At 63.6% G+C, this 9,613-nt stretch carries 7 protein-coding genes; all 7 read right to left on the bottom strand.

Annotated elements, in window-relative coordinates; translation table 11 throughout:
• Positions 1-496, bottom strand: a 496-nt coding sequence (locus AUC71_RS00630) for a uridine monophosphate kinase (RefSeq protein ID WP_141701347.1), incomplete at its 3' end; no start/stop codon positions are given.
• Between the two features lie 78 nt (positions 497-574).
• Entirely contained in the window at positions 575-1,504 is a 930-nt protein-coding gene (tsf, locus tag AUC71_RS00635; protein ID WP_069622703.1) for a translation elongation factor Ts, read from the bottom strand.
• A gap of 48 nt (positions 1,505-1,552) precedes the next feature.
• Positions 1,553-2,446: a 30S ribosomal protein S2 gene (gene rpsB, locus AUC71_RS00640; protein WP_069622704.1), complete on the bottom strand. Its 894-nt coding sequence runs from the start codon at positions 2,444-2,446 to the stop codon at positions 1,553-1,555.
• A gap of 196 nt (positions 2,447-2,642) precedes the next feature.
• Positions 2,643-6,110, bottom strand: a complete 3,468-nt coding sequence (gene dnaE / locus AUC71_RS00645; RefSeq protein ID WP_069622705.1) for a DNA polymerase III subunit alpha — start codon at positions 6,108-6,110, stop codon at positions 2,643-2,645.
• Between the two features lie 154 nt (positions 6,111-6,264).
• Entirely contained in the window at positions 6,265-6,984 is a 720-nt protein-coding gene (locus tag AUC71_RS00650; RefSeq protein WP_204376592.1) for an ABC transporter ATP-binding protein, read from the bottom strand.
• Positions 6,985-6,992: 8 nt separating this feature from the next.
• A complete protein-coding gene (locus AUC71_RS00655) occupies positions 6,993-8,213 on the bottom strand; it encodes a lipoprotein-releasing ABC transporter permease subunit (RefSeq protein WP_244500737.1) in 1,221 nt (406 codons plus the stop codon).
• A gap of 40 nt (positions 8,214-8,253) precedes the next feature.
• Positions 8,254-9,603, bottom strand: coding sequence for a proline--tRNA ligase (gene proS / locus AUC71_RS00660; RefSeq protein ID WP_069622707.1), 1,350 nt, complete (start codon positions 9,601-9,603; stop codon positions 8,254-8,256).
• Between the last annotated feature and the right edge of the window lie 10 nt (positions 9,604-9,613).

The raw sequence follows: 9,613 nt of genomic DNA on the forward strand, positions 1-9,613 counted from the left end.
CGCTGTACAGTTGGCATTCCATCTCCGCGGCACGCAGCGCGGCGGCCGTATCGGTGGTGAAGAACGGATTGCCGGTGCCGCCGGCGAAGATAGCCACGCGGCCTTTCGCCAAATGGTCCAAGGCTTTGTCGCGGATATAGGGCTCGCAGACGGTCGGCATGGGGATGGCCGAGAGCACCCGGGCCGTTGGGCCCGCGCGTTCGATGGCGGTCTGAAGCGCGAGTGCATTCATCACCGTGGCGAGCATGCCCATATAGTCGGCTCGGGCGCGGTCCATGCCCCCTTCCGCCGCCATCAGGCCGCGATAGATATTGCCGCCGCCTACGACGAGGCAGATCTCGACGCCCATATCCGCCGCCGCGGCGATATCCTTGGCGATCGGCTCAATGACGTCGAGATCGATGCCGTAGCCCTTCTCGCCAGCGAGCGCCTCGCCGGAGAGCTTGACGAGAACGCGCCCGTAACGAAGTTTCGCGGTCGCAGGCGGTTTGACCATCAGCGCAAACTCCGGCGGCGAGGCAGCATCCTCGAGCCAAGGGGGGCCGGCGACTCCATGCGGGCCGCCGCGCCGACCCTAGGAGCCTGAGGCTGCGGCAGCAACCTCGGCGGCGAAATCACTTTCGCCCTTGTCGATGCCCTCGCCGAGGGCGAAGCGGTAAAAGCCGGTGATCTTGATCGGCGCCCCGGCGTCCTTGCCGGCGGCGTCCATAGCCTTCGCCACCGTGTTGTCGGGATCATGGACGAAGGGCTGCTGGAGCAGCACGACCTCCTCGTAAAACTTCCGCAGGCGTCCCTCGACCATCTTGGCGATGACATCGTCGGGTTTGCCGGATTCCTTGGCTTGCTCGGTCAGTACTGCGCGCTCCCGCTCGACCAGTTCCTGGTCCAGGCTGTCGGTGTCGACGGCTTGCGGGTTGGCCGCGGCAATGTGCATGGCGACTTGCTTGCCGAAGGCCGTCAGGGCGTCGGCGTCGCCCGTGGATTCGAGGGCGACGATGACACCGATCTTGCCGAGGCCCGGTGTGGCCTGATTGTGCATGTAGCTGGCCACCACACCTTTGTCGGTGGCGAGATGGGCCGTACGGCGGAGCGTCATGTTCTCGCCGATCGAACCGATCATTTCCTTCAGCGTGTCGGCGACTGTAGCTTTCGTCGAGCCGTAGGTCGCGGAACCGAGCTTTTGCAGGTCGCCTTGAGCTTTGAGAGCAGCCTCGGCGATCTCGCCGACCATGTCTTGAAAGGTGGGATTGCGGGCAACGAAATCGGTCTCGGAGTTCACCTCGACCAGCGCGGCTTCGTTGTCATTCGCCGAACAAGCCAATGAGCCTTCGGCGGCGACGCGGCCGGCCTTCTTGGCTGCCTTGGAGAGCCCCTTGGCGCGCAGCCAATCCACCGCGGCCTCCATGTCGCCGTCGGTCTCGTTGAGCGCCGCTTTACAATCCATCATGCCCGCACCGGTCTTGTCGCGGAGCTCCTTGACCATGGCTGCAGTTATCGTCGGCATGCGATCCTCTTCGGGTTGCGCCGCGCCCTGGCTGGCGCGGCGTCTCGTTTACGCGGTTTCCTTGGTCTCGGCCTCGGGGGACTCCGTCTCAGCCTCAGCTTCGGCCTTGCTTTCGGTCCCCTTGGCGGCGGCCTTAGCCTTCGCGGGCTTCTTGGCCGGAGCGTCCTTTGCCTTCGGCGCTTCTTCGCCGCCTTCGAGGCTCGGCTCGCTCAGGGGCTGTTCGGCCGCGCCGATATCCATGCCTGAGGAGCCTTGAGCCCGCTCGATCCCGTCAATCGCCGCGCGGGCGATGAGATCAGTGTAAAGAGTGATGGCGCGACCCGCGTCGTCGTTACCGGGAATGGGATGGCTGATGCCGTCCGGATCGCAGTTGGAATCGACGATGGCGACCACGGGCATGCCGAGCTTGCGGGCTTCGGCGATGGCGATCGCTTCCTTGTTGGTGTCGATCACGAACATGAGGTCCGGCGGTGCCCCCATATCCTTGATGCCGCCAAGCGACCGCTCGAGCTTGTCCCTCTCGCGGGTAAGCTGGAGCAACTCCTTCTTGGTGAGACCGTGATGGTCCCCTTCGAAAAGTTCTTCCAGCGACTTCAGCCGCTTGATGGAGTTGGAAATGGTCCGCCAATTGGTCAACGTGCCGCCGAGCCAGCGGTGATTGATGAAGTATTGGGCCGAGGACCGGGCCGCGTCGGCGACCGCCTCGGAAGCTTGGCGCTTGGTGCCGACAAAGAGCACGCGGCCGCCTTTGGCCACCACATCCGACACGGTGACGAGCGCCTGATGCAGCAAAGGCACCGTCTGGGTCAGGTCGATGATGTGGATGTTGTTGCGGGAGCCGTAGATGAACGGCGCCATTTTCGGGTTCCAGCGATGGGTCTGGTGACCGAAATGCACGCCAGCCTCGAGGAGCTGGCGCATAGTAATATCGGGCAGTGCCATTGGACTGCTAACTCCTTTTTCCGGTTTTGCCGCCGCGGGGCGAAAGAGACCGGCCAAGAGCCGATCACCGGAGCGAGCGCAAAGGCTAGAAACCTTTGTGACGCTTGATCCCCGCGTGTGAGATGCTGCGGGTTATAGGGGCGAGGCTTCCCCTTGGCAAGGGCAGAAAAGCCCGAAAAAGGGCCGAGGGACCGGGCTAAAGCGCGCTGATGGAGCCCACGCCTTCGACGAGTTTTAGTTCGCTGCGCTGGCGCGGTGTGGTGTCGATGCCCCGCGGCAGTTCGAACTCGACCTCCTTGTCGAGTTCTTGCAGGCGCAGCACGAGGCGGAATTGGCCCTCGCCCCCTTTGCCGCCCACATGCTCGGCAAGCGCGCCCAAGGCGCGGGGGTCCTCGACATAGACCTTCATGCCGGCGGAGCGGCCTTCCGCGGCCCTGTCCAGCGACGAGAGGCTCTGCACCCGCACCCGCACGGTCTCGCCCTCGGCCTCGGCTTCAACCTCCAGCACAACCGCCGTGCCGGCCTCAAGCAGCGGCCGGGCGGCAAGCAGTGCCTCGGAGAAGATCACCGCCTCGAATTGGCCTGTGGCGTCCGAGAAGGCTACGAAGGCATACGGATTGCCGCTTTTGCCCTGGCGCTCCCGCGCGGACAGGACGGTGCCGGCCAGGGTGCCCACCACGCGTCGGGTTCTGGCCTTGGAAGCGAACTCCGCCCACGTCTCGGCCCCCAGGCTGTCCAAGACCTCCTTGTAGTCATCGAGCGGATGGCCGGTCAGGAAGAAGCCGACCGCGTCGAACTCCTTGGAGAGCTTGTCGGTGGGCAGCCAGGCTTGGCGGCGCGGGAGCTCGATGGCGGGCGGGGCATGCCGGGCCCCTGAGAACAGATCTTCCTGCCCTTCGGCGTTGGTCTCCAGGGCGCGGTTGCCCGTGGCAACCATGAGATCCACATTGGCGAAGGCCACAGCGCGCTCGACGCCGAGATCATCGAAAGCGCCGGCGGCGGCGAGCGTCTCAAGGGCACGTTTGTTGACGAGACGCGGATTGAGGCGCCGGGCAAAGTCGGACACGTCCTTGAAGGGACCATTCTTGGCCCGCTCCTCGCAGAGGAACTCGACCGCTTGACGCCCCACGTTCTTGAGCGCTGCGAGCGAATAGCGGATGGCGCCATCGTTGGGGACAAATCCCACTTCGGACAGATTGACCGAGGGTGGCTCGAGACGAATGCCGAGCCTACGGGCCTCTTGCGCGAAGCTGCTGAGCTTGTCGGCATTGCCCATGTCGAGCGTCATCGAGGCGGCTATGAACTCGGTTGGATAGTTGGCCTTGAGATAGGCGGTCTGGTAGGCGATCAGTGCGTACGCGGCGGCGTGGGATTTGTTGAAGCCGTAGCCCGCGAACTTCGCCACTAGCTCGAAAATGTACTCGGCCCGACCCTTGTCGACACCGTTACGGACGGCGCCGTCGACAAAGCGCTTCCGCTGCTTGTTCATCTCCGCCTTGATCTTCTTGCCCATGGCGCGGCGCAGCAGGTCGGCTTCGCCCAGCGAGTAGCCGGACAGCACCTGCGCGATCTGCATCACTTGCTCCTGGTAGATGATCACGCCGTAGGTTTCGGCCAGGATCGGCTCGATCGTCGGATGGAGACTCTCGATCTCCTCGCGCCCATGCTTACGGTTCACATAGGTGTCGATGTTGTCCATCGGGCCCGGCCGATAGAGCGCCACGATGGCGATGATGTCCTCGAAACGGTCGGGCTTCAGCTTGCGCAACGCGTCGCGCATGCCCTGCCCTTCGAGCTGGAACACGCCGACGGTGTCGCCGCGCTGCATGAGGTCGTAGGATGCCTCATCGTCGAGCCGGATCTCGCCCGGGTCGATGTCGGGACCGTTGCGGGCAATGAGCTTCCGCGCCGTGTCAATGACGGTCAGCGTCTTGAGGCCGAGAAAATCGAACTTCACGAGCCCCGCCGCTTCGGCCCACTTCATGTTGAATTGGGTGGCGGGGAGCTGGGCGCGCGAGTCCCGATAGAGCGGGACCAGATCGATCAAGGGCCGGTCGGCGATGACGACGCCCGCCGCATGAGTCGAGGCGTGACGATAGAGTCCTTCCAGCCGCTGCCCGATATCGAGCAGCTTTGCGACGATAGGATCTTTCGCTCTCTCTTCTTGGAGTCGCGGCTCGCCGGCCGATGCCTGCGGCAGTGTCACCGGGTTTGCCGGGTTCATGGGCACGAGCTTGCACAGGCGGTCCACCTGGCCATAAGGCATTTGCAGCACGCGGCCGACATCGCGCAGCACGGCACGTGCTTGAAGCTTACCGAAGGTGATGATGTGCGCCACGCGATCGGCGCCGTAACGTTCGCGCACATAGGCGATCACTTCGTCACGCCGGTCCTGGCAGAAGTCGATGTCGAAGTCCGGCATGGACACACGTTCCGGATTCAAAAAGCGTTCGAACAGCAACCCGAAGCGAATGGGATCGAGATCAGTGATGGTCAGCGCGTAAGCCACGAGCGAGCCCGCGCCGGAACCGCGGCCGGGCCCCACGGGGATGCCCTGCCCTTTGGTCCACTTGATGAAGTCCGCCACAATCAGAAAGTAGCCCTGATAGTTCATACCGGTGATGACATCGAGCTCGAAGGCGAGACGCTCTCGATAGGACGCCTCGTCATGGCCGGGCGCGGTGCCATGCTGGGCGATACGAACTTGGAGTCCTGCCTCGGCCTGCCGCCTCAGTTCCGCGGCTTCCGTCTCGGCCAGGGCGCTGGTCGCCTTCTCACCGGACAGGAAGGCCGGCAGGATCGGGTCGAGCTGTATGGGCCTGTAGGCGCAACGTTGGGCAATCTCCACTGTGTTCTCGATCGCTTCGGGCAGATCGGCGAAGAGCTCGCGCATCTCCTCGGCCGTCTTGAAGTGGTGCTCCGGGCTCAAGCGACGGCGCTCATCCACGGCGACATAGCTTCCTTGGGCGATGCAGATCAGGGCGTCGTGGGCTTCAAAATCATCTTGGGCGGCAAAGAAGGGTTCGTTGGTGGCAACGAGCGGCAGGGCGAGATCGTAAGCGAGCTGCACCAACTGGGACTCAACGGTCCGCTCGTGCCTTAAGCCGTGGCGCTGGAGTTCCACGTAGAGCCGGTCGCCGAACAGCGTCTGCAAGGCTTCCAAACGGCTGCGAGCCAGGTCCGGATTGCCGTTGGCGAGCGCAGGGTCGACGACCCCTTCCGGCCCACCGGTGAGTGCAATCAGACCGCCGGCATGGGCGGCAAGCGCATCGATGGTGACAAGCGCCTCGCCGGTCTCGGCGGCCGTGAAATAGGCGCTGGTCGACAGGCGCATGAGGTTGGCGTAGCCGGTCTTGTCCTTGGCAAGGAGCGCTATTGGCGCCGTCCGCCTTCGGACCGCGCAGGTCCGCGCCTGGCGTCGCTCCCGCCGGGCCTCGAAGGTGAGCGCCAGGGTGCAGCCGACAATGGGCTGGATACCCGCTCCGGCCATGGCTTCGGAAAATTCAAGCGCGCCGAAGAGATTGTTCGAGTCCGTCAGCGCCAGGGCCGGCGCTTCGTCGGCTTTCGCAAGCTCCACCAGACGGGGGATGGTGAGGGCCCCTTCGAGCAGCGAATAGGCCGAGTGCACGCGGAGATGCACGAAGGGTTGAGATCGCTCGCTCACGGTTCATTCTCTCGAGATTTGCCTTGGGCTTTCACCCTTTCGGATTCGCGCGGCAACATCGACGGCGATCTCGAAGATATCCCGGCGATTCACGGGCCACCCGCCTGAAAAGCCGACGACCTATGTTCTTCTATTGTTCTTTCCTGGTCAACCGCTAGCGGTCGACGCCGATCACGACGACGGATTCCTCGACAAGGTGACCGTCCGCGAGGCGCAAGGTCCGGTCCATGCGGGCCGCGAGATCGAGATTGTGGGTGGCGACCACCGCCGCCACGCCTTCCTCGTTCACGAGTTGCATAAGCTCGTCGAAAACGCGATCGGCGGTGTTGGGATCGAGATTGCCGGTGGGCTCGTCCGCCAACAGGATCTTCGGCTTGTTGGCGACGGCGCGGGCAATGGCCACGCGTTGCTGCTCGCCGCCGGAAAGTTCCGCCGGCCGATGGTCCCAGCGTTCCTCGAGACCAAGCGTCGCCAAGAGGTCCTTGGCGCGGGACTGCGCGTCCGCCTTGGTAAGCCCAAGGATGAGCTGCGGTAGCATGACATTTTCAAGCGCCGAGAATTCCGGCAAGAGGTGATGGAACTGATAGACGAATCCCACCTCCATCCGGCGGACCCGGGTCCGTTCATTGTCGTTGAGGGTGTCGCAATCGACGCCGTTGAGGATGACTCGGCCTGAGTCCGGTTTTTCGAGCAGACCAGCGATGTGCAACAAGGTCGACTTGCCGGCGCCGGAGGGCCCGAGAAGCGCAACGGTCTCGCCCGGGTAGAACGTGGCGGAGGCTTGTTTGAGCACGTCGATGCGGCGGTCACCTTGTGTGAAGCCGCGGTCCAGGTGCTCAAGCCGCAAAGCCGCCGTTCTCTCGGGATTATCCACCGTGCCCCCTATTCGTAGCGCAGCGCTTCAACGGGATCGAGACGCGACGCCCGCCACGACGGATAGACGGTGGCGAGCACGGAGAGCACGAGCGCCATGATCACGACGGTGCCGGTCTCGCCGGAGTCCATGTCGGCCGGCAGCTGCGACAGATAATAGAGTTCGGCCGGGAAGAGTTCGGTGTCGGTCAGCCAGGCGATGACCCCGCGGATGCGGTCGATGTTGAGGCAGACGAGCACGCCGAGCGCGAAGCCGGCCACGGTGCCGACAATGCCGATGCTCGCGCCGGCGATGAAGAAAATGCGCATTACCGCCCCGCGGGTCGCCCCAATGGTTCGCAGAATGGCGATGTCACGGCCCTTGTCCTTCACCAGCATGATGAGGCCCGAGATGATGTTCAGGGCGGCGACGAGCACGATCAGCGCCAGGATCAGGAACATGACGTTGCGCTCCACTTGAAGCGCGGTGAAGAAGGTCGCGTTTCTCTGCCGCCAATCGCTGACATAGATTGTCGGGCCGCCGGCGGTGATGATTTTCGGCGCCAGATCGGCGACCTCGTCGGGCGAATCGAGAACCACTTCGAGCACGGTCACTTTATCGGGCTGACTGAAATAGCGCTGTGCCTCCTTCAGCGGCATGAACAGAATGCTCGCATCGTATTCCGACATGCCGATCTCGAAGATCGCCGCCACGGGGTAGCGCTTCACACGCGGCGCCGTGCCGAGCGCGGTGGATGGTCCGCGTGGCGTCAGGATCGAAACCTCGTCCCCGACTTTGACGTTAAGCGAATTCGCCATGCGGCTGCCGAGCGCCAAGCCCGGGTTGTCCGTCGAAGCCGTCCAGCGTGCCGAAGCGGATATTGTCGGAGATCGACGTGAGACTCTTGAGGTCGGCTCGCGTAGGCCGCGCACCAGCGCTCCGCTCGATGTATAAGGCGTGGAGATGAGCACCTGACCTTCGACCAAGGGCAAGGCGTATTTCACGCCCTCGACCTTGCGAACCCGGTTGGCGACCTCGTCGTAATCCGTGAACTCGCCGAGGCTGTGCACCACGACGTGGCCGTTCAGTCCCAGCATCTTGTCAAACAGCTCCTGGCGGAAACCGTTCATCACCGCCATGACGATGATCAGCGTGGCGACGCCAAGCATGATGCCGATGAATGAAAATCCGGCGATCACCGAGATGAAGCCTTCCTTGCGGCGCGCCCGCAAGTATCGCAGCGCCACCATCCATTCGAATGCGCGAATGCCCGTGTGCTCGTGGCCGAACTCATGCCCCTTCCTTTCGCGCCTCTTCCGCCGCCTCGACCAGCTTAGTCAACGCGGCCTCGAAGGTAAGACTATGGCGGGCGCCCGTGGCGCGCTCTTTCAGCTCGACCTCGCCGGCCTTCAGGCTCTTGGGCCCGACGATCAGCTGCCAGGGGAGACCGATAAGATCCATGGCGGCGAATTTGGCCCCTGCCCTGTCGTCACGGTCGTCATAGAGGACCTCGAATCCCGCCGCTTGCAGCTGTGCATAGAAAACCTCGCATGCGGCATCGTTCTCGGCATCTCCCACCTTCAGGTTGATCAGCCCGACATCGAACGGCGCGACGGCTTGGGGCCAGATGATGCCCGCATCGTCGTGGGAGGCTTCGATGATGGCGCCGGCAAGCCTGGAGACGCCGATACCATAGGACCCCATCTCCACCGGGACGAGCCCGCCGTCCGGGCCTTGCACCTTGGCGCCCATGGCCTCGGAGTATTTCGTGCCAAAATAGAAGACTTGCCCCACCTCGATGCCGCGCGCCGAAAGCTGCATATCGGCAGGCACTTCGCTGTTGAAGCGCTCGGCGTCGTGCACATCGTCGGTGGCGGCGTACAGCTCGGTGCGTTGACGGACATAAGACGTGAGGTCGCTCTCGTAGTCCACGTCCCGTGGCGGTGCCGGCATCGCCACGAGATCCTTGTGGCAGTACACTTGGGACTCTCCGGTCTCGGCAAGAATAATGAACTCGTGGGAGAGATCGCCGCCGATCGGGCCTGTCTCCGCCCGCATCGGCACCGCGCGAAGGCCCATGCGGGCGAAGGTGCGTAAATAGGCGACGAACATCTTGTTGTACGATTTGACGGCGCCCTCTTTATCGAGGTCGAACGAGTATGAATCCTTCATCAGGAATTCGCGACCACGCATAACGCCGAAGCGCGGTCGGACCTCGTCGCGGAATTTCCATTGGATATGATAGAGGATGCGAGGCACGTCCTTGTAGGACTTGGCGCCTGCGCGGAAGATCTCGGTGATCATTTCCTCGTTGGTCGGCCCGTAGAGCATGTCCCGCTCGTGGCGGTCCGCGATGCGCAGCATCTCCTTGCCATATGCCTCGTAGCGGCCGCTCTCCCGCCACAGCTCCGCGGGCTGGATGGTGGGCATGAGTAGCTCGATGGCGCCGGCCCGGTTCTGCTCCTCGCGTACGATCTGTTCAATCTTGCGCAGCACCCGATGACCGAGGGGAAGCCAGGAATAGATGCCGGCGCTCGACTGGCGGATGAGGCCAGCGCGCAGCATCAGCCGGTGCGAGACGATCTCCGCCTCCTTGGGATCGTCGCGCAAGAGTGGCAGGAAGTAGCGGCTGAGGCGCATTCGGCGAGCC

It is taken from the genome of Methyloceanibacter marginalis, assembly GCF_001723295.1.
GTDB classification, from domain to species: domain Bacteria; phylum Pseudomonadota; class Alphaproteobacteria; order Rhizobiales; family Methyloligellaceae; genus Methyloceanibacter; species Methyloceanibacter marginalis.